Here is a 19,578-nt window from a genome sequence, read left to right as displayed (position 1 = left end):
GGTCACTACCGTCCAGTCTCATGACGACGGTGACAGCGCGTACGGTCGAATACCCGGCCGACGGCCTAACGATGATCGGGCACCTCGCGCACCCCGCCGGTGTCGATGGCCGGCCCGCAGTCCTGATCGGGCCCGAGGAGCTGGGGCTCAGCGACGTCGAGCGCCGCCGAGCCGATGCCCTGGCTGAGCTGGGATACGTGGCGCTGGCCTTCGACCTCCACGGCGGGCGCTATTTGGGCGACCCCGAGGAGATGCTGGCCCGTTGCATGCCGCTGCTCGCCGACCCCGACCGGATGCGGGGCATCTCGGAGTGGATCAAGCTGGCCACATGGCTAGAAGGGCGAGGCATCCACCATTTCGCCGAATGACACCGACGTCCTGCACGACTACGGCGAACAGTGCCGAGACTCGGGGATCGGACGACAACGCGTCTACAAGATCTTGGGCACGTTGACACGACTGTGGGCGTTCGACCAGCTCAGCGCCCGTCCGAATGGGATCGGACGACCACCATGGGAAGACGCGGGTGTCGATGACTATCTCCCCCGCCGCGCCGCGACCACGCTCGGTGGGGAGAACGAGACCGAACCACTGGCCGCGACCATGGGTCCCCTGCTGGTCTGGGCGATGCGCGTGGTCGACGACCTGGCAGAGGGTATCCTCACCGCCTGGGCCGAACGGCAACGCCTCACGGACATAGCCCGCACCAGCACCGCCACCATCTACAAGAACAAAATCGTGCTGGCCCGCCGCTACATCGGCGGCATCACGGGAGCCTCCGCCAACCAGATCGAGGGGTTGGTAGCCGCGGTGGCGCAGCGCCCTGGGCCTTGTCCGCTCGATGTTGCGGTGAGCGGCCGGATCGCCGGAAGGCCGTGGCGGTCGACGATCGACTTCAACGAGGCCCCAACCCTGATGCGGCACCTGACGACCGGCCGCGTTCATCGTCTGCAGCTACCTCACAGGCGCCCGCCCAGGTGAGAAACGGGCGGAGTTGCATCTGATGAAGCATTCGACACGCTCGAATACTGGCGAAGCTGCAGCTCAGGGCGCTGCGTGGAGACAGCTTGCCGCTTGACTGACGGATCTGCCAGGACCTCTTGCGCTCGGACCTACTCGACTCAACAATGTTGCGTCTGATGTAACGGAGGTTGGAGTGGGTCGAGCGGCTGATCTGCCGGGTGCTGCGCATCTGGTGCTGGCGGGCAACGTCGTGCACCTTGACCCTGCGTCAGCGGTGTTCAAGGGCATGCTGGAAGGCTGGAGCCGGCAACAGCGGACACGGTTTCTGAAGTGGGAAGGGACGATCAAGCCACGGTTGTCACTGATCCGCCGGTTTGCCGAGTTCACCAATCAGTACCCGTGGGAGTGGGAGCCTGCCAGGGGTGAGGCAAAGTCGGGTTTTAGCTGGTCAGGATCAGTGTGATGGCTCGTTGTGGTTTTCGTGCGTGGTGGCGTAGTGCTTTTGCGATGTTGGTGTGACCGGCCAGGCGGAGCAGGCTGATTGCGAGGTTGCGGATGCCGGCCATGATGCCGGGGCCTCCACCGGTGGAGATTCGTGAGGCGTCCTCGCCCATCGTGACGTCGCGGACCCAGTGCAGCTTGTTCTCTACGTGTTGTTCTCTACGTGCCAGTGCCCGCGGATGTAGCGGGCCAGTTCGGCGGGTTGGGCTTGCTCGGCGGTCAGTGAGGTGATCGCGTAGACGGTCTCACGTGTGGCGCGCTTGGAGTCGCGCTTGCGTTTGCGGGTGCGAGTGATCTGGATGGCTGCGGCGTGCGGGAAGCAGATCCCGGCTTCGATGGTGATGATCTTGTAGCTGCGGGTGACCGTGCGGCCATGGCTGTTGTCGGTCTCGCGGTGTCCGACCGGGACGTCCTTCCATGGCTGGCCCGCCAGCTGCCGGCGCAGACTCTGCTGATTTCCCTTGACGGTGAGGACGTAACGGGCGTCCCGGCGGTGGAGGTACTCGGCGTGCTCACGCTGGGCATGCAGGGCATCGGCGGTGACCACGACACAGGCGAGATCGTCGATCTTGTCGAGAAGTGTTGAGAACATGGGGATTTCGTTGGTCTTCTCGCTGATCTCGACTTGGCTGAGCGTCACTCCCGCGGCGTGGTCCAGGCATGCCATGAGCATTCGCGCCCGGCCGTCGCCGACCCGTGAGCCTCGCAGCGCCTTGCCATCGACCGCGATCGCGCGACGCCGCACCCGCAGACCCGTCTTGACCCCGGCCGTGCCGGCTCTGGCCGCAGCGGCCAGGCGGCCGGCGAGGAACCTGCTGATCGCGGTATCGAACCCGTCGCCGGTGAACGCCGACAGCGCACGCCGGATCGTCGAGGCGTTCGGCGCGCCGATCCCCATCTCAGACAGGGTGTCGTCGACGGCGTCGGCGGCCCATTCGGCGATCGCGGCGAAGGAGCGTGCACCGGAAACCACCGCGCACACCGACACGAACAGGATCGCCGCGAACCGATGCCGTACACCTCGTTTCTTGCGTGGGTCCGGCACCGACTCCAGTACCCCGAGTAACTCACCCCGCGCCTGTGACGCCACCCCGCCCAACGGGGCCAGTTGACGAGACAACGCAGCAATGGGAGACGATGACACAGCAGGCACGGCAAGGCTCCGAAGATCACGATGGCGTAGGAACCTTCATGATCAACGGTCCCGCCGTGCCTGCTCCAACCCCCCAACCTTCACCACGCACATCCCAAAACAACAGGTCAAACCACCCGGCACACGACTTTGCCTCAGCCCTGAGGAGCCTGCCGAGGTCGAGGCGTTCTTCGACCATCTTCGGTCGAAGAACCCGAACTTCACGGTCTCGACGGGGCGGCAGTACCAAAACGGTCTGCGGATGTTCATGGACTTCATCACCGACGCCCGTTACGGGTGGCTTGCTACCTGCCTTGAGCAGTTCGGCAGGGTTCCGGCGCAGATCCTGCACGAGTGGAACTCGGTCACCCATGTGGCCGAATTCGAGGGACAGCCCGGTCGTCGTCCGCTGACCTACGAGGAGGTCCAATCGCTGTTCGACGCGGCGGACGCCCGGGTGGACGACAAACGTGCCCGTGGCCGCAAGGGTGCGTTGACCGCGATGCGGGATTCCGCGCTGCTTAAGGCTTTCTACGCATTCGGCCTCCGTCGACAGGAGATGGTCGGCCTGGACCTGGCGGATCTGCGGCACAACCCCAAGACCCCGGACTTTGGCCGGTACGGCGCGCTGTTCGTCAGGTTCGGCAAGTCGTCCAACGGCAGCCCACCCAAGCGCCGCACCGTGTTCACCGTCCCGGAGATGGACTGGATCGTCGACGTTCTCGACCACTACGTCACCGAGGTCCGTCCGCGGCTCGACGTCGGTCAGCACCCGGCGTTCTGGGTGACCGAACGGCGCGGTCGGTTGTCCAAGCGCGGCGCCAACGAGGCGTTCGAGACCGCCCGCCAGGCCGCTGCACTGCCCGAGGAACTCGACCTACACAGCCTCCGCCACTCCATGATCACGCATCTCGTGGAGTTCGATTACCCCGAGAGATTCGTTCAAGATCAGGCAGGTCACAAGGTCGCCGCTACGACGGCGATCTACACGGGTGTGTCGGATGAGTACCGCAACCGGCTGCTGAAGAGCAAGCTCACTGCCCGCCATGCCGAGCTCTGGGAGAAGCCGTGATCAAGAAGATGGGGATCCGCTGGAATCTGCGCAAGCTCATGGCCGCCCACGACATGTTCCAGACCACCGATCTGGGGCCTGCGCTGGCCGAGCGCGGCGTCCACCTGTCCCGTGAGCAGGTGTTCCGGTTGGTTACTCAACCGCCGCAACGCTTGTCGATGGACACTCTCGCCGCGCTCTGTGACATCCTGGCCTGCACCCCGAACGACCTCATCGAGGTTCAGACGGTCGATGCCGAGGTCCGCAAAACCGCCAGCGAGACGACGGCCCCGGCGCCGGCGGTGCGCAGCCCGGCTCGCCCGCCAAGCAGAACGGCTGGATACCGCGATAACGGCTGCGACCGTCCAGGTGGCCAGCGCCCTTCCAGGGTTGAGTGCCGACGAAGCCAGGGCGGCGCTGGAGGTCGTGGTGCCACTCACGATGAAGGGCCAGGGCCCAGCCCGGTTCCTGGAGGAACTGGCCGTGCATATGGCCGATAATCCCGAGGCCCTCACCTCGGGTGATCCCCGCTGCTCCCTGATGCTGATCCGTCTGACCCACGTCCTGCACGACGCCGGGCAGCTCGTCGTCCGGCCTGGCTGCGCTCGCTGCGGAAAGATCCACCTCGACCTTCGGCACGGCCGACCTGAGGGTCGGATCTGCGGGACCTGCTACGGGCGTGAGCGCAAGGGCACGTGTGGACGCTGCGGCGCCACTGAGATAAAGATCGTGGCCAGGAGGCCCGAGGGCGGCATCTGCAACCGGTGCTACCGCGCCGACCCCGAGGTCGTCGAAGAATGCGCCGAGTGCGGCTCACACCGTTGCCCGGCTGTCCGCCTCCCCGACGGCCGCGCGCTCTGCCAGTCCTGCTGGAAGAGCCGACGGCCCATGCACGCATGCGTGTCCTGCGGGAAGACGGCTGCCGCCGCCCTCATCGACGAGCAGGGCGCCTACTGCCACTTGTGCTACACCCGGCATCGGCGTCCGCGACGGACCTGCGGCCGCTGCGGCCGCCTCGGCAAGATCGCCCGCAACGCTCACGGCGATGAGCCCGACCTCTGCGACAGTTGCTATCGAGGACCGGAACGGACTTGTTCACGTTGCGGACGGATACGGCCTTGCCAACGGATCACCTCCGGCGAGCCGATCTGCCACACCTGCTACGCCCGCGACGAGCGTCCCCGCGTGACCTGCGCTCGGTGCGGGCCCGACAAGCCAGTCATGACCTACTGGCCGATCGGAGTGGTCTGCCAGAGCTGCTACACCGCCATCCTCCGGACCCCAACCGAGTGCGGCCGCTGCCACGAGTCCCATCCGCTCATCGCCCGGGACACCAGCGGAGCCGGGCTTTGCGGTCGCTGCGCAGGGCACGACGTCGACTACACCTGCCGACGGTGCGGACGGTCAGGAAACCCTTACGGGCACGGGCGTTGCGCCCACTGCGTCGTCGCCGACAAGGTCAACGACCTGCTCGCCGGACCGGACGGGACCATCTCACCTCAACTCCAGCCGCTCGCGGACCGCCTCACCAACACTCACACGCCGTTCAAGGCCATCCAATGGGTTCACGAACATCCGAACGCCCAACTGCTGGCAGCGTTCGTCGCCGAAGGCCGCCCGATCAGTCACGACCTCCTGGACAAACTGCCACCCGGTGCCGCTGTTCAGCATCTCCGGCAGATGATGGTGCAGACCGGGGTGCTCCCCGAGCGACACGAGGACCTCGAACGTGTTTCAGCGTGGTTGGAGCACTATCTGGCCGACAAGCCGCTCGAGCACGCCAACCTCGTCCGCCCCTTCCTGTACTGGCACCTGCTGCGCCGAGCCCGAAGCCGGGCGGGCAAACGCGCTTTCCCCACCACTGCCGGCCGTGATCTGCGCCGCCGGATCCTGGTCGCCCTCGACCTCCTGGCCTGGATCAACACCCAGGACACCACCCTGCAAGACCTCGGCCAGGACGACCTCGACCGATGGCTTGACGAGGAGAACACCCAGCGCCGCAACCGAGTCCGCTACTTCCTCAGCTGGACTGCCGACCGCGGCCTCAGCCGCCGGCTCACCGTTCCCTCCATCCCACGCCAGGAACCTGCCGACCGAGTCGACGACGACGAACGCTGGCAACTCCTGCAACACTGCCTGAGCAACGAGACCCTCCCCATCGAGGCCCGGTCAGCCGGAGCGCTCGTCATCCTGTTCGCCCTCCAACCCCAGCGGATCCGGCACCTCACCGCAGACCATCTCACCGATAAAGGAGACGACACCTACCTGACGGCGGGCCGTCACCCGATCCTGCTGCCGCCGCGACTCGGCGCTCTGCTCCGCGATCTGGCCTCCCGGCCGCCGACCCCGCTCATGATCCCCCACGGCCCGAACACACCCCGCTGGCTGTTCCCCGGCCGCGTTCCCGGGCAACCCATCGACGGACACAGCCTTACCAACCTGCTCAACCGGCACGGCATCAACGCCCGGCCAGCCCGCAACGGCGCGCTCGCCGCGCTCGCCGCCGACCTCCCGGCCGCGATCCTCGCCGACCTCCTCGGCCTCCACGTCAACACCGCAGTCCGCTGGGTCACCTACGCCCGCCGAGACTGGACCGACTACCTCGCGATCAGAGCCGCAGAGCACGGCAAGCCACAGCGAAACGAATAGCTCCCGATCAGCGGCATGAGCGTGCGTCATGCTGAACTGCCGATCGGCGGGCGGCACACTCAGTAGCTTGATTCGCTGCGCGATGACCGCGAGTGCGTAATGTCTATGCGGAGCGGGTGTCCATGCGGATATAACTACGAGGTGGCCGTCTTTCTCTGCTCCGCGTGCGGAACAGCGCTCACGCCGGACCTTGTCGAGATACCGGCGGTCCCTGACGTGTCAGGTTCCGCTCCCAGGGACAAGGAGACGCGCCGAGCAGAGTCGACCGTCCTACGAGGACACTACGCGATCGAGCCGGAACCCCAGGAGATCGTCAAAGTCGGTTTGTGCTGGTAGCGGCTGCGATGATCGGAATGATTCGGGTTCGGTCAGCGGCGATACGTTCCAGAGTTCGGGTGATCTGGGTGATTCCGGCCAGGCGTAATAGCCCGAGGGCGAGGTTGCGGAGGGTGGCCATGACCTGGGCTCCTGTTCCGGTGTAGGCGTGTTGGTGGTCTTCGCGGTAGACGACGTCTCGAACCCAGTGAATCTTGTTCTCTATGCCCCAATGTTGGCGGACGAACCGGGCGATCAGGTCGGCGCCGGCTTGTTCGGCGGTCAGGCTGGTGATGCCGTGCACGACCTCCTTGGTCAGGTGGTTACCCGCGTGGTCGAAGGTGTCGCGGCGGATACGAAACACTTGTGCGGCACCGGGAAAGTCAACATCGTTGGCCGGTGCGACCCAGATCTGGCGGCGCACGATCTTGCCTGTGCTGCGGTCGGTTTCGGCGTGATGCGCGGTGCCCGGCGCGGCCGGCGGGAGCACTGAGGCGATCTGGGTGAGCAGGGTGGGCTGGTTGCCTTTCACCGTGAGTGCGTAGTGGCCGCCCCGGTCCTGGGTCAGGTACGCGGCGGTGGTGTGCTGGGCGTGCGCGGCGTCCCCGGTGACGACCACACCGGTCAGATCGATGTCCTTGAGCAGCGCGGCCACCTGGGTGATCTCGTTGGTGCCCTCAGGAACCCGCAACTGAGCAATGACGACGGCTTCTCGGTGCAGCATCGCCGAGAACAGCTTCACCTCGCTGCCTTCCGGATCGCCGGGCGCCACCGTGTTCCGCAGGGTCTTGCCATCCATGGCCACACCGACCAGTCCCTCTGGTCCGTGGTCATCACCCCCGGCCACATCGACGCCACGGGCCAGGGCCGCAGCCGCAGCTTGCTCCCGCAGCCACCGGCACACCTGCTCATCGGCGGCGTCAGCATCGATATCGTGCGCCACCCGACGAATCGTCGATTCGCTGGGCGCGACATAACGCCCGGTCAACAGGTGCCGACGGCAGCCGGCCAACACCAACAACTCCTGCGGCAGGTCCGCGGCACGATCCCCCGCTTCCCGGAAGTTACCGGCCCCGGCCAGCGCTGCGAACACCGTTACCGCCAGCACTGAACCAACCCGGTGACGAACCCCGCGCGGCTTGCGCGGGTCAGGCACCCGACTCAGCATCTCGACCAACCCGCCCACCGCGGCAACACCGACGTCCATGCCGATCTCCACGGACGCACCGAACCCGCCAGCAATCGGCGAGCACGAATCCTGGACATGCGACACTGACACCGGTGGCCTCCTGTTAGGACGATGATCAAGGTGTGGTAACCCGCATCATCGCAGGCAGAAGGCCACCACCCACATCCAGACACACCACGCGTCACCACGCACTCAGGACTTCACACCAAGATCACAAACTTTGACGTTCCCCTGGCCGGAACCCTGGGGTGCTCCCTACGTGCCATCGGTCGATTCGGACAACCCTCGGCCTGCACAACCACGCGGCTTCGTTCGGTGCACCGACGAAGGCTTCGTTGTCTCAGCGGGCACTCGAGACACTGTTGTCTTGCATCCGGACGACGCACGGAGTCTGCAGGCGCTGCCGAACGGGGAGAACAGCTACGGATGCTGCGGCCCAACGGGAGATTCGGGCCTGAACAGAGCGTGTCCGTGCGGCGCTCCTGTCGCCACTCTCGCGGCTGATTGCGCTACGCCATATGAACTGCATCTCGAACCAGGTCAAGTACACCAAACGTGATCAGGAGTCGGCGGTCTGACGCTGGACAAGGACACCTGATGAGCCGATCACATCCGCTGGCGCCCGCTCAGCGGCATTTGCGAATGTTCGATCCTTGTCGAATTTTGTTGTGTCGGGTCGGTCGATCAACGGTGGGGATGGCGTGGCCCGGCAGCAGTGAGACAAAAGGCCAGCCGCTTTATCTGCCGAACGCGAGCCCGAGCGACCCACTCACCAACACAGCGGGCGGCGTCACTCCTGGTCAGGCGCCTGGTTCGTGCCCGTTCGGGGTGTGCTGACTTCGTCGGGCAGGGCGCGGGTATCGAGCATTGCATCCCGGTCATCCACTGAGGTTCCTTGGCGATGCCGCTTAGCGGCGGTGGTCGGCTGGCGAATCGCGCGAGCTATCCGTCCGAGCGCGGTCGGCGCAGTCCGTCCAGCACGAGGGTGATGACGTCGTCGGCCTCGGCCCGCCAACCGGGGCGGTCATGGGCCGCGCCGATGCCGTGCAGCGCCATCATCACGGCACCGGCATCCACGTCGTCGCGAACGGCGCCGTCCCGCACGGCGGCGGCCACCAGGTCGGTGACGGCCTGCTCCAGCGCCCGGCTGCCCTCGGCGAGGGCACCTGAGCGATCGGCCATGAGCGTGGCCAGCGTTCGGGCCAGGCCCTCGTGGGCAGCTATGTGGTCGACCATGTTGCGTAGGAAGGTCGCCAAAGCCTCCGCCGCGTGCAGTGTGGCCTGTAGCTGGCGGGCACGGTCGCACAGTGTGGCGACTTCCCCGTGGTAGACCGCCTCGGCCAGTGCCTCCCGGGTGGGGAAGTGGCGGTACAGCGTGCCGGTGCCCACCCCGGCCAGGCGAGCGAAGTCATCGAAGCGCAGGTCGAAGAAGCCTCCGGCGTCGAAGACCTCCCGAGCTGTGGCGAGCAGGGCCTCGCGGTTGCGTTGGGCGTCGGCCCGCAGCGGCTTGTCGGCGTTCATGCGCTCCCTCGCGTTGACAAATGGAGATGACCTCCATATTTTGGAAAGTGGAGATGACCTCCAAATCGCGATCCTATCCCACGAGGTGCAGCGTGAAGATCCTGATGTTCGGCCGAGGCGTGATCGCCACCGTCTACGGCTGGGCCCTGCAACAGGCCGGACATGACGTCGAGTTCTACGTCCGGCCGGGCCGCGCGGCGACGTACGGGGACGCGGTGGACCTCGACCTGTTCGATACGCGGCGCCGGGTGTGGGGGCAGCGCGTCGTCGAGAAGTGGCCGGTGCGCTACCGCGAGGCGCTGGAGCCGGACCACGACTTCGACCTGATCGTGCTGAGCGTGCCGCACCACCGCCTCGCGGAGGCGACGGCCTTCCTGTCCCCGCGTGTCGGCCAGGCCACGGTCCTGGTCTTCGGCAACCTCTGGACCGAGCCGCTGGCCGCGATCGGCGCACTCCCGCTCGACCGGATCGCCTGGGGCTTTCCCCAGGCCGGTGGCGGTTTCGGCGCGGACGGCGTGCTCCACGGGGCACTGCTGCCGTCGGTCCTCTTCGGCACCCTCGGCCAGCCTCCGACCGACCGGGAGCGGGCCGTGCGCCGGGCGTTTCGCGAGTCCGGGCTCCGGATCAAGGAGCGGCCCGACTTCCGCGGCTGGCTGTGGGTCCATTTCGCCTCGGATGCCGGCATGTTCTCGCAGGGCCTGCGGCTGGGTTCCCTGTCCAAGCTGGCCGGGGCAAGGGGCGACCTGCGCGAGGCGCTGCTGGCTGGCCGCGAGCTGCTGCCGCTCCTCGAGGCGCGCGGCGTCGACCTGCGACGGCACCGGGGCGGTCTGCTGCCGTTCCGGGCGCCCACCTGGCTGACGGCCCCCGTGCTCGCCTGGCTGACTACTCATGTCCCGCCCGCGCGCGTGAGCCTCACGGCGCACGACGACCCCGACGCCGAGGAGCCGCGCGAGGTCTGCCGGGACGTCCTGGCCGAAGCGCGACGGCTGGGCATCTCCGTACCGCGTTTGGAAGCGGCGGAACCGAACTTCGCCCGTGAGGGGACGGGTCGAGTCTGAATCCACCGATGTTGTCGGTCCCGGTGGTCCGTTGCCGCTCCTTGGCCCGCCGCGTCCCAGAGTCAAACCAGGTCGCACCGGTCGACCAACTGCCGTTCACACGCGGCTTTTCGCTGTCCAGCCTCTATCGCCTGTCCGTGACGTCGTGGAAGGAAAGTCATGACTACCGCCGAGAAGCACGAGTTTCCCATGGCACGTACGTGCCCGTTCGTGCCGCCGCCGGCGTACGAGGAGATCCGCGAAGGAGAGCCGGTCTCGCGGGTTCGTCTGCCCGACGGCGGGTGGGCCTGGGTGATCAGCCGCCACGAAGACGTGCGAACCGTGTTGAACGACCGGCGGTTCAGCGCCGACCGGCAGCATCCGGACTTCCCAGCGCTGGTCGAGGGCGAGGCGGCGTCTCGACGGCCGGACGAGGAGCGCTTCCTGATCGCCATGGACCCACCCGAGCACGGGCCGGCGCGCAGGGCGGTACTCGGTGAGTTCACGGTGCGCCGGTTGGAGGCGCTGCGGCCGCGGATCCAGGAGATCGTCGACGGGCAGATCGACGTGCTGCTGGCCGGGCCGCGGCCCGGTGACCTGGTGGACTCGCTGTCGCTGCCGGTCCCGTCGCTGGTGATCTGCGAGATGCTGGGTGTGCCCTACGCCGACCATGAGTTCTTCCAGGAGAACACGGTGAAGGTGATCAAGCAGTCGACGCCGCCCGAGGAGCGGTGGGCGGCGATGGAGGCCATCCAGGGCTATATGGCTGACCTCATCGCGGAGAAGGAAGAGAACCCGCCGGACGACCTGCTCGGGCGGCAGATCGTCAAGCTGCGCGAGGACGGCACCTACCGGCGGACGGCACTGGCCGGTATGGGCTTGGTGCTGCTCGTGGCCGGCCACGAGACGACGGCGAACATGATCTCGCTGTCGACCGTGGCGTTCCTGCGCAACCCGGAGCAGCTCGCGATGATCAAGGCCGACCCGGGCAGGACGCTCAACGCGGTCGAGGAGATGCTGCGGTACTTCACGATCATCGACGTAGCGACGGCCCGGCTGTGCGTCGAGGACATCGAGGTCGGCGGGCAGCTCATCAAGGCCGGCGAAGGGGTGCTGGCGCTCGGTTATTCGGCGAACCGGGACCCGCGGGCGTTCGAGAACCCGGACGAGCTCGACATCGAGCGCGGCGCGCGCCACCACGTTGCGTTCGGTTTCGGGCCGCACCAGTGCCTGGGCCAGAACTTGGCCCGGATGGAGCTGCAGATCGTGTTCGACACGCTGTTCCGCCGCGTCCCCACGCTGGAGCTGGCGGTGGATGTCGACGAGCTGCCGTTCAAGGACGACGCGAACATCTACGGCCTGTACCAGCTCCCGGTGACCTGGTAGAGGACGAACTGCCATCCCCACCTCAGGAGGAGAGGGCCATGAGCCAGGCCCGTGAACCGTCCACAGCGGACAGATCCGCCGAGACTTCGAGCAGCACACGTCCTGGGTGACGTCCTCGGCGTCGGCCACACTGCCCACCAGCCGGATGGGCGACCCGAGACCGCGGACCGGTGTGTCTCCCATCTGGTGCCCGAGATGTGCCCGGGACCACCGGCGTCACTCATCCGGCCACCTCCACATCCGGTCTCATGGAGCAGGACAAGAGCGATCAGCTTCGGAGCACGAGGCCGGACCGCGCCGGCCGGATCAGGCGGCCCGACCCTCATAACCCAAATCAGCGATCATCGGGCGATCTCACGCTCATCGGCAGAAGAGGACGTTCGAACGGCGGCAGGAGTCGACGACGCCCGATAGGACGTGCTGGCCGCCCAGCAACCGGCGTTATCATCCGCGATTGCATTGCCAGCGGCGGTCAGGTCCTCGTCTCCGGTAGGGAATAGCGCATGGTCGGAATAAGTGCCTTCCACCAGTAGTCCTGGGCATGCGGTCCGGGTGCTGCCCTGACCCGAAACCTGATGCCGACGGCAAGGGTGGTCGGCACTTGATCCGCAGCACCGTGTTCAAGACCGCCGTTGACGAGCACGGCAACCACAAGTCTTCCGGAGTGAAACGCGACGTGCCTTGGGTCGCGATTCGTCCTGTCGTCAACGCCATTCGCGTGCTGGAGCGAATGGTTCCTGAGGGAGCGCTCCTGTTCGACACGACGTTCACGACACCATGTCGCGGCCAGGCACCGGATCGCTCAAGACGGCCACACTCGGAGGCCGGATCGAAACGTTCGTGGCCTGGGCCAACGCCGAAGCAGCTACTCACGGGCTGCCCGGTACGCGCGGGTGGCCGAGCGCGGCCCGCGCGACGGCGTTGGCGGTCATGTGCGGGATCCCGGCGTCTTCGGTCGATGCTGGGAACAGAAAGTTCTGGCTCTGTGCGGGAGTGGGCAGACCAACGCGGTGTACCTGCCATTCCTGGATCGCCTTCGCGGTCTGCGTGGTGACAGGGAGTCGTCGCCGGTGGCGGCGGCGTGCCGTTGTCCCAGATCAGGCTGTACTCGTCGTCGATGTATTCCAGGCATTCCCGTCGAAGGCCCGCGATCTCGCGTGGCCGGCGTCCGGTGTCGCGCAACAGGATGTAGACGGTGCGCATCATCGCCGCGGCTCCGCGTGGCCGGTTCATGCGGCGACCGGAGGCGAGCCCAGAGGAGCTCGCGGAGTTCGAGACCGATGTGCTGGCCGGGTTCGTGCTAGGGCGAGCTCGGGGAGTGGATCGAGGCCCGCGCCTGGACCACCGGTGACGGCCCGAAAGCGCTGTTCGATGCGGCCGTGGCGTGGCTGTGGGAACGCCGGGTGCTGCTGCCGGGTTGACGACGCTAGTGCGCGTGGTCGCCTCCCGCCGAAAGGCGGCGGCGAAACGGTTGTGGAAGAGGCTGCACCAGCTGCTCGACGACGAGCAGCGCACTGCCCTGGACGGGTTGTTGGAAGTTCCGGAGGGGCACAGGAATTCGCAGCTGGACAAGCTCCGGCGCCCGCCGACGCGGGTGTCGGGTCCGGCGATGGCCGACGCGCTCCAGCGGGCCGCCGAGATTCTGGGGCTGGGGTTTGCCAAGGTCGACACCGAGGTGGTGCCGCCGCGGCGGCTGGCCGAGTTGTCCCGCTACGGGTTCCGGTAGTAATGGCAGAGGAAAGGGCGAATATGCAGGTCACCGGCTACGCCAGGCAGTCTTGGACAGTAAGTCTGGTGAAAGGCTGACCAGGAATCCGGTGGTTCTGCCGCCGTAACTACCGGCGCCCCGGTTGGACTACCGACGTTCACGCTGGCCGAACACCGCCAACCCGCACCTGCTCATCAACCAACGGACCGCCCTGGAAACCGGACCGGTCAGCGCCTTCTGGCTGAAAGCTGCCTTCCGAGGCTACGAAGCCACCCTCGAACGCCTCCGCGTCGATCGGCAGCTTGAGGAAGCCCTTACCCACGGCGCCGACCCGCTGCACCTCGCGGTCGTGTTCGGGCTCGACGAGAAGACCGGCCTGCGCTACGCCACCGCAGCGCGGGCGCTGCTGGAAAGTCCGCTCGAACACGATACTGTCGGTTCACCTCGAACCCACGGGTCGAGCCCTGCTCCTGGTGGCAACCCACCCTCGGGTTCCCAACGAGGAACCTTCACTCGCGCTGAACCCACGGGACTCACGGGGTCGCCGTAGTATCCGGGAAAATTCGAACGGATATGCCTGACCAGCGGTGATGACAGTCGATCCGGTCCGCTGGAGCACAGCGTTGACGCCTCACCGGCCCGACGGGTCGTCCTCGTCGGTCATCGCGGCACGCCCAGCGATCACGCGTCGGCGGAGTACGAAATTTCCCGGATACTACGGCGACCCTGTTAACTGCATGAAGTGGGCTGATTAGCCCACAGAAGAACGGCTACAAGGTCCGTCACCACAGACGAATGGACCACTGAAACGCGTCGAGTCCGACCGGAGCTCGACGAGGACCAACACAGTCACAGACCGGCGCATAGAGCCGGCGAGCACGAGATATACGGAGGTACCAATGAAGGCAATCGTCGCGACGGATCAGGCCGCGGAAGCAGCCGGGATCACACTCGCGGAGCGACCTGAGCCGACGCCGGCGATCAACGACGTCGTCGTTGAAGTCCATGCGTCGGGCTTCGTCCCTGCAGAGTGGGAGTGGCCCTCGACGTGGGTCGATCGCTCCGGTCACGATCGAGCCCAGGCGATCATCGGCCACGAGTTCGCCGGAGTGGTCACCTCCCTCGGCTACGGCACGACGGGACTCTCGCTGGGACAGCGGGTGTTCGGGATCACGGACTGGCACCGCGATGGAACCCTGGCCGAGTACGCGGCCGTGGAGGCACGCAACCTTGCTCCGCTGCCGGGGAACGTCGACTTCACGGTGGGTGCGAGCCTGCCGATCTCCGGCCTGACCGCATGGCAAGGCCTGTTCCAGCACGGTCGTCTTCAGGCGGGGCAGAGCGTCCTCGCACACGGCGCCGCCGGCGCGGTCGGATCTGTGGTGGCGCAGCTCGCCCGGGAGTTCGGCGCCTACGTCATCGGTACCGGGCGGGCGGAGGACCACCAGGCGGCGCGCGACTTCGGCGCGAACGAGTTCCTCGACCTCGATGACGACGATCTCGAAGACATCGGCGGGGTCGACCTGGTCTTCGATGTCATCGGCGGTGACATCCAAAGGCGCTCGGCGAGCATCATCCGGCCTGGCGGGACGCTGGTGTCGGTGGTCGGGCCTGCTGAGACTCGCCCTGCCGACGGCCTCGCGGTCGACTTCGTCGTCGAGTCCGTTCCGAGTCAGCTGGTGGAGATCGTCGACCGGGTGCGGGACGGGCGCCTTCGCACGCACATCGGAACCGTCGCGACCCTCGACGACGCCGTCCCTGCGCTCAACCCGACCGAGCGGCGCAAGGGCAAGACCGTCATTCGCGTGCGCCCCTGAGCGCCCTGGAATAGGCCAACAGCGCCGTCGTGCGGCCGGCACCCTACTGACGAGAGAGGAATTGGTGGCCGAGGCGTCAGCGGCCCCGGTCGATGGTTGGGACTTCTCCTGGTTGGACGGGCGTACGACCGAGCAGCGCCCCTCGTGGGGTTTCCAGCGGTTGTTGCGTCAGCAAATGGCGGCTGCGTCGGCAGGCGATCCGCATCAGCTCACACGCCGCGGCTTTCGACAAGCGGGTCTTGCCGTCCACGTCGGCGTTGCGGCTAAGCAGCTCCAGGGCCGGCATGATCGGCCGGTAGGCTGCCTTGTTGCAGCGGAATTTCAGGGCGGCCAGCAGCGACGGCAGCATCCGCCGGTAGTGGTTCGAATACGACTAACGCAACATGGTGCACACGCGGGCGTGGAATGCCTGCTGGTTGGCCTTGTCGTTCACCTCGAAGGAGACCACGACATCCCCGTGCAGCCGGCGGGAAGTCGTCGGGCGCATTCGGGCGTCCAGCCAGCAATGACGTCTTCGCTGGTGTTGCGGCGGATTCCCAGGTTGTAGGTGGTCAAGGGTTGGCGGGCGCGGTGCGTGCGGGCGGCGAGAGGTCCTGCCCAGCCGAGGTGTTCCGGGTCGCCGACGCCGGCGACAAGGAATCACCGACGAAGCACACGCGAAGATCGGAAAATCACCCGTGATGGTGCCTAGGTGGCTGGTGTCGAACGGCCTCATTTTCATCGAAAGACCGATCCGGACAAATCGTTCAGGGCTGAGATCGCCATAGACGGCCGGAAAGACGGTCGCCGATCGAATCAGTCCACGCTAAGCCTCGAAGTTCGAGGCACCTGCCGGGTACTTCCCGGAAAACACCAGCCACCTAGCTAGGCCGGTTCGCGGATCGGTCTCCTGCAGCGGTCGCGGCGGGGCGATGATGCGGGTGGAGGCAGTTCGATGCACCCCGCCGGACCTGAGGAGCTCGTGCGCGCGGCCCGCCACGCGGGCGTGACCGATGAGCGCGTGCTCAGGGTGTTGCCTGCGACGCCACGTGAGGTGTTCGTGCCGTTGGAGGCTCGTACTGCCGCCTGCGACGATGCGCCGCTGCTGATCGGCCACGGCCAGGTCACGACGCAGCCTTCGTTGTCGGCGCTGATGCTGGAGGGTCTCGCGCTCACCGGCGGCGAACATGTTCTTGAGGTCGGCACCGGCGTGGGTTTCCAGACCGCGTTGCTGGCTCGGCTGGCCGGTGATGTGGTCAGCATCGAGTGGTGGGCGGATCTGTCCGGGCAGGCCGGCCGTGTTCTGGCGGCCGAAGGTGCGCGCAATGTCGAGCTGGTCGTCGGAAATGGCAGCCGCGGATTTCCCAGCGGGCTCCGTTCGACGCGGTGCTGGTCGCCGCTGCACCGGATGTGCCTGCTGCGCTGGTTGAGCAGTTGCGCCCGGGTGGGCGTTTGGTGCACCCATCGGTGTGGGCGGCGATGAGCAGGTGGTGCTGTTCGAACGGCGGGAATCGGGACTGCGGCGCGTGGATGTGCTTGCGCTGGCCCGATTCGTGCAGCTGCGGGCCGACGACTGAGCATCATATTTTCGTCACCGTGACATAAATGATCAAGGTGATTCCTCTTGGGAATCAGGTGATTCAGGTTCGGTTCGGTGCGTTGCGCTGGCGACGAGGTGCGCCGGGTCGCGGGTCAGAGACAGGGCGACGTGGTCGTAGAGCTGTGTGATCGCGGCCGAGGAGTGGCCGAGGGCGTCGCGGCGGTCCTCCAGGGCCGCTCCCCTTTCCCGGGCGATGGTGTTGAAGGCGTGCCGCATCGAGTGCGGGGTGATCCGTTGGGGCATCGGCACCCCAGCCTGGGCTGCCAGGGCCTGCACGAGCCGGTAGACCTGGTGGCGGTTGACGCGCCTGCCGTTCCGGGTGACCAGCAGTGCGGACGTGTCGACGCCGGACGGGCGGGCCTGAAGGTAGGCGTCGAGGACGGGGGCCAGCGGAGCCGGGATCGGTCGGGTACGGATCTTGCCGCCCTTCATGCGCACGGTCAGCACTCGAAGTCCGTCGCGCTGCCCGAGATCGGCCAGGTCGGCGTTGCACAGTTCGGAGACCCGGATGCCCAGGTCGATCAGCAGCATCATGGCCAGGGTCGCTGCCTGCGGGTCGAGGGTGCGGTGCGGATAGCCGCGGCTGCTGGTCAGCATCTGCGCCGCTTGTTGTTCGGACACGCTGGCTGTCGTCGAATGCCGGCGGTCGTAGCGCGGGCGGGCGGCGTCGCGAGCAGGGTTGGCGTCGATCGCCCCGGCTCGCACTAGGAAGGTGTACCAGCTGGAGACCGCCGCGAGCTTGCGCGCCCGGGTCGAGGCGGCGAATGGGCGCCCGGTGCGGGGGTTGGTCACGGCGGCCAGCTGGGCCGCGTACATCTGCACCTCGGGCAGCCGCATCGTCAGCGGGTCGAGGTCGCGCTGGATGCACCACGCCAGGTACTCACGCAGATCGCGCGCGTAGGCGGCGCGGGTGTCCGCGGAGTCGGCGAACGAGCCCAGCCAGGCCGAGATCAACGCGGTGATGGTATGGCCGGTCCGAGTGGTCGCGGCCAGCAGTTCCGTTTGCGTCCCCACCGGCCGGACTCCGCCACCAGACCGCGAGATGATCTCCATGCGCCAATCTTACCGCACATAAGCGCGATTATGCGCGGTGGCTCTCCGCCGGTTCTGTTCGTCGAATTTTTGTTTCGTTTGGTTTGTAACGTTATTCAATTCATATCACGTAAATTGATGGTGGGAGCGCGGAGGCACCGAATTGGGGCTTGCGGGGGCGCAGTGGCGCGGCGCTACTCCTTGGGAACACCCACGTCGACCGCTCCCCCCGGTCTTGTGGGGCGACCACCTCGGCCGGGGCTGACCGAGATGGTCGGATCGCGGTCCGGGGTGTGGTGGCCTCCGGGTTAAAGTCCTGTGTGGTTTGCGGGGACCGGAGGTGGGAGTTGGTGGGGAACCGGCCGAGCGCGCGGGAGTTGGCCGCGGCGGAAGGGGCGAGGATTCCAGACGTCCTCTCCCCCGGTTTGCGGGTGCTGTTCTGCGGGATCAATCCTGGTCTGTGGTCGGGTGCCACGGGTTTCCACTTCGCACGGCCGGGCAACCGGTTCTGGCCGGCGTTGCACGCCGCTGGATTCACCCCGCGACTGCTGCGGCCGGACGAGCAGGCGGAGTTGCCTGGTTTCGGGTTGGGCATCACCAATTTCGTGGCGCGGGCCAGCGCGCGGGCGGCGGAGCTCTCCGACGAGGAGTTGCGGGCCGGCGGGTTGGCGTTGGTGGAGAAGGTGCGGCGGTTTCGGCCGGAATGGGTGGCAGTGGTAGGAATCACCGCTTACCGGGTGGCTTTCGGCGAGCGGCGGGCGACGGTGGGCCGGCAGGACCGCTGGATCGAGGGCGCCGGGGTATGGGTGTTGCCGAATCCCAGCGGGCTCAACGCGCATTGGACGACGGGCACCCTGGCTGCGGAGTTCCGCCAGTTGCGGCAGGTCGCGATGGGCGAGGAGGCGCCGCAGCAGGGGCTTGGCGGTAGCGGCGGCTGACCCGGATCGGGCCGCCGGCGGGACGTTGTCGCAAACGATGCTGGCAGGACTGGGTTTTCCGGCAACTGGGCGGATCTTGATTACGCCGCATGGCCGCGTTGGCACTGGGCGTGATCGCGGGACGAGAGCTAGGGAACACGGGGTGTGCTTTATCTGTCCGTTACCGGTAGGGTCTGATCCGCCGGTGAAGGAAGCCCCTGATCTGGTGACATTGGCCGTTTGTCCCCCGCAGAGTCGATACGGATGACTATTCAAGACGACCTTGCTCGACCGTGGTTCCAGCCCGTGGTCCCGTCGGAAGACCAGCAATCGCGACTGGACCCGGAACCGCCGACTACCCGCATCGTTGGCCAGCTGCCCCTGGATGAGGTGTTCGTCCCGGCCCGCCCGGCGGTGCCACCACCACCGATGGCCAACGCCCCGTCGCGGGTGGAGGTCACCCAGCCCTACATTCCCGCGATTCGCGATGAGCGGCCCGAGTTCGTCAAGCGGCTCAACGCCGACCCGTCGGCTGCGGCCGCGGGTATGACGGGTCCACAGCCACAGGCGTCTGCTTCGGTCGCGGCGCCGACCGAGCGGATCAAGCCGCTCGCGCAGGCTCCGGCTGCGCCGGTGAAGAAGCGCAGCCTGGTTCGCCGGGTGGTGCGTCGTATCATCGGTCCTGATCTGCTGCGCAAGGATCCGCCGAAGAAGAAGCGGTAGTAGCGGAGCGAGAAAGCGGTGGCCTTGGCACTGGCGCAGACCTGCATCCTGCGCTGGT

General features: G+C 66.9%; 19 protein-coding genes and 2 pseudogenes. 15 read left to right on the top strand and 6 right to left on the bottom strand.

Translation table 11 applies throughout. From position 1 onward, the window contains the following. Positions 1-29 precede the first annotated feature (29 nt). From DL519_RS07265 to DL519_RS07255, 3 genes are all read left to right on the top strand, one after another. Positions 30-368, top strand: a complete 339-nt coding sequence (locus DL519_RS07265) for a dienelactone hydrolase family protein (protein ID WP_223838528.1) — start codon at positions 30-32, stop codon at positions 366-368. Between the two features lie 82 nt (positions 369-450). Next, positions 451-981 (top strand): hypothetical protein, encoded by a 531-nt coding sequence (locus DL519_RS07260; protein ID WP_190813423.1) that lies wholly within the window; start codon positions 451-453, stop codon positions 979-981. A gap of 175 nt (positions 982-1,156) precedes the next feature. After that, positions 1,157-1,426: a hypothetical protein gene (locus DL519_RS07255; RefSeq protein ID WP_223838527.1), complete on the top strand. Its 270-nt coding sequence runs from the start codon at positions 1,157-1,159 to the stop codon at positions 1,424-1,426. Between the two features lie 183 nt (positions 1,427-1,609). Here DL519_RS07255 and DL519_RS07250 read toward each other — a convergent pair whose 3' ends face one another. After that, entirely contained in the window at positions 1,610-2,509 is a 900-nt protein-coding gene (locus DL519_RS07250) for an ISAs1 family transposase (protein WP_223838526.1), read from the bottom strand. Between the two features lie 355 nt (positions 2,510-2,864). On the opposite strand from DL519_RS07250, the gene DL519_RS07245 reads away from it, so the two are divergent. From DL519_RS07245 to DL519_RS07235, 3 genes and pseudogenes are all read left to right on the top strand, one after another. Beyond that, positions 2,865-3,668, top strand: coding sequence for a tyrosine-type recombinase/integrase (locus DL519_RS07245; RefSeq protein WP_223838525.1), 804 nt, complete (start codon positions 2,865-2,867; stop codon positions 3,666-3,668). Positions 3,669-3,676: 8 nt separating this feature from the next. Then, positions 3,677-3,880, top strand: a pseudogene (locus DL519_RS45830) (helix-turn-helix domain-containing protein); the annotation flags it as partial. A 136-nt stretch (positions 3,881-4,016) separates the two neighbouring features. Continuing rightward, positions 4,017-6,296: a hypothetical protein gene (locus DL519_RS07235; protein WP_223840465.1), complete on the top strand. Its 2,280-nt coding sequence runs from the start codon at positions 4,017-4,019 to the stop codon at positions 6,294-6,296. A 313-nt stretch (positions 6,297-6,609) separates the two neighbouring features. Here DL519_RS07235 and DL519_RS07230 read toward each other — a convergent pair whose 3' ends face one another. After that, the gene (locus DL519_RS07230; RefSeq protein ID WP_190812573.1) at positions 6,610-7,890 is read right to left on the bottom strand and encodes an ISAs1 family transposase; all 1,281 of its coding nucleotides are present in this window, start codon (positions 7,888-7,890) and stop codon (positions 6,610-6,612) included. An 852-nt stretch (positions 7,891-8,742) separates the two neighbouring features. Further along, the gene (locus tag DL519_RS07225; protein ID WP_190813420.1) at positions 8,743-9,321 is read right to left on the bottom strand and encodes a TetR/AcrR family transcriptional regulator; all 579 of its coding nucleotides are present in this window, start codon (positions 9,319-9,321) and stop codon (positions 8,743-8,745) included. Between the two features lie 92 nt (positions 9,322-9,413). On the opposite strand from DL519_RS07225, the gene DL519_RS07220 reads away from it, so the two are divergent. The 5 genes from DL519_RS07220 (at position 9,414) to DL519_RS07200 (ending at position 13,470) form a co-directional block, all read left to right on the top strand. After that, positions 9,414-10,379, top strand: a complete 966-nt coding sequence (locus tag DL519_RS07220; RefSeq protein ID WP_190813419.1) for a ketopantoate reductase family protein — start codon at positions 9,414-9,416, stop codon at positions 10,377-10,379. 159 nt (positions 10,380-10,538) lie between these two features. Continuing rightward, complete coding sequence (locus DL519_RS07215) at positions 10,539-11,744, top strand: cytochrome P450 (protein WP_190813418.1); 1,206 nt, start codon at positions 10,539-10,541, stop codon at positions 11,742-11,744. Positions 11,745-12,939: 1,195 nt separating this feature from the next. Beyond that, positions 12,940-13,095, top strand: a complete 156-nt coding sequence (locus tag DL519_RS07210) for a hypothetical protein (protein ID WP_190824598.1) — start codon at positions 12,940-12,942, stop codon at positions 13,093-13,095. Further along, positions 13,067-13,165 carry a hypothetical protein gene (locus DL519_RS07205; RefSeq protein WP_190823818.1) on the top strand — a complete coding sequence of 33 codons (99 nt, stop codon included), beginning with the start codon at positions 13,067-13,069 and terminating at the stop codon, positions 13,163-13,165. The genes DL519_RS07210 and DL519_RS07205 overlap by 29 nt, the downstream gene beginning before the upstream one ends. Next, complete coding sequence (locus DL519_RS07200; RefSeq protein ID WP_190813417.1) at positions 13,129-13,470, top strand: hypothetical protein; 342 nt, start codon at positions 13,129-13,131, stop codon at positions 13,468-13,470. Before DL519_RS07205 ends, DL519_RS07200 begins: the two co-directional genes overlap by 37 nt. Before the next feature lie 139 nt (positions 13,471-13,609). On the opposite strand, the gene DL519_RS07195 is transcribed toward DL519_RS07200, so the two are convergent. Next, a complete protein-coding gene (locus DL519_RS07195; RefSeq protein ID WP_190813416.1) occupies positions 13,610-13,879 on the bottom strand; it encodes a hypothetical protein in 270 nt (89 codons plus the stop codon). Positions 13,880-14,351: 472 nt separating this feature from the next. Between DL519_RS07195 and DL519_RS07190 the strand changes: the two genes are divergently transcribed. Next, positions 14,352-15,269, top strand: coding sequence for an NADP-dependent oxidoreductase (locus DL519_RS07190; RefSeq protein ID WP_190813415.1), 918 nt, complete (start codon positions 14,352-14,354; stop codon positions 15,267-15,269). A 76-nt stretch (positions 15,270-15,345) separates the two neighbouring features. On the opposite strand, the gene DL519_RS49740 is transcribed toward DL519_RS07190, so the two are convergent. Next, a complete protein-coding gene (locus DL519_RS49740; RefSeq protein WP_190813414.1) occupies positions 15,346-15,618 on the bottom strand; it encodes a hypothetical protein in 273 nt (90 codons plus the stop codon). Between the two features lie 585 nt (positions 15,619-16,203). Between DL519_RS49740 and DL519_RS07180 the strand changes: the two are divergent. After that, positions 16,204-16,652: pseudogene (locus DL519_RS07180) on the top strand (protein-L-isoaspartate O-methyltransferase family protein); the annotation flags it as partial. A gap of 205 nt (positions 16,653-16,857) precedes the next feature. Here DL519_RS07180 and DL519_RS07175 read toward each other — a convergent pair. Continuing rightward, positions 16,858-17,862: a tyrosine-type recombinase/integrase gene (locus DL519_RS07175; protein WP_223838524.1), complete on the bottom strand. Its 1,005-nt coding sequence runs from the start codon at positions 17,860-17,862 to the stop codon at positions 16,858-16,860. Positions 17,863-18,230: 368 nt separating this feature from the next. Here DL519_RS07175 and mug point away from each other — a divergent pair, with 368 nt between their 5' ends. Then, positions 18,231-18,818 carry a G/U mismatch-specific DNA glycosylase gene (gene mug, locus DL519_RS07170; protein WP_190813412.1) on the top strand — a complete coding sequence of 196 codons (588 nt, stop codon included), beginning with the start codon at positions 18,231-18,233 and terminating at the stop codon, positions 18,816-18,818. A gap of 285 nt (positions 18,819-19,103) precedes the next feature. Then, positions 19,104-19,520, top strand: a complete 417-nt coding sequence (locus DL519_RS07165) for a hypothetical protein (RefSeq protein ID WP_190813411.1) — start codon at positions 19,104-19,106, stop codon at positions 19,518-19,520. Positions 19,521-19,578: the final 58 nt, after the last annotated feature.

Origin of the sequence: Saccharopolyspora pogona (genome assembly GCF_014697215.1) — a bacterium.
GTDB lineage: Bacteria > Actinomycetota > Actinomycetes > Mycobacteriales > Pseudonocardiaceae > Saccharopolyspora > Saccharopolyspora hattusasensis.
Note: the sequence above shows the minus strand (reverse complement) of the source record. Positions and strands in the feature narration are given on the sequence as shown.

Coding starts and splice junctions, on each gene's coding strand:
- DL519_RS07245 (WP_223838525.1), top strand. CDS start 2,865: ATGGACTTCATCACCGACGCCCGTTACGGGTGGCTTGCTACCTGCCTT.
- DL519_RS07225 (WP_190813420.1), bottom strand. CDS start 9,321: ATGAACGCCGACAAGCCGCTGCGGGCCGACGCCCAACGCAACCGCGAG.
- DL519_RS07215 (WP_190813418.1), top strand. CDS start 10,539: ATGACTACCGCCGAGAAGCACGAGTTTCCCATGGCACGTACGTGCCCG.
- DL519_RS07190 (WP_190813415.1), top strand. CDS start 14,352: ATGAAGGCAATCGTCGCGACGGATCAGGCCGCGGAAGCAGCCGGGATC.
- DL519_RS49740 (WP_190813414.1), bottom strand. CDS start 15,618: ATGCTGCCGTCGCTGCTGGCCGCCCTGAAATTCCGCTGCAACAAGGCA.